General features: G+C 63.5%; 1 protein-coding gene. It reads left to right on the top strand.

The window, feature by feature from the left end; translation table 11 throughout:
- Positions 1-241, top strand: a 241-nt coding sequence (locus tag HMPREF1546_RS05885) for a biotin/lipoyl-containing protein (RefSeq protein ID WP_021751769.1), incomplete at both ends; no start/stop codon positions are given.

Here is a 241-nt window from a genome sequence, read left to right as displayed (position 1 = left end):
TGACGATGACCGAGGGCACCATTGAAGAGTGGAAATATAAAGAGGGCGACGCTGTCAAGAAGGGGGACATCCTGTTCTCCGTAGCGACGGATAAGCTGACCAACGACGTGGAGTGCGAAGAGGACGGCACCCTGCTGAAGATCCTGCTGCCGGAGGGCGAGACCGCCCCCTGCAAGAGCGTGATCGCCTGGATCGGCCAGCCCGGCGAGGCGATTCCGGATGCCTCCGGTGCCGCCGCGCC

The organism is Oscillibacter sp. KLE 1745, assembly GCF_000469445.2.
Taxonomy (GTDB): Bacteria; Bacillota; Clostridia; order Oscillospirales; family Oscillospiraceae; genus Oscillibacter; species Oscillibacter welbionis.
The sequence above is the reverse complement of the archived record's forward strand: the minus strand, read 5'-3'. Positions and strand labels throughout refer to the sequence as shown.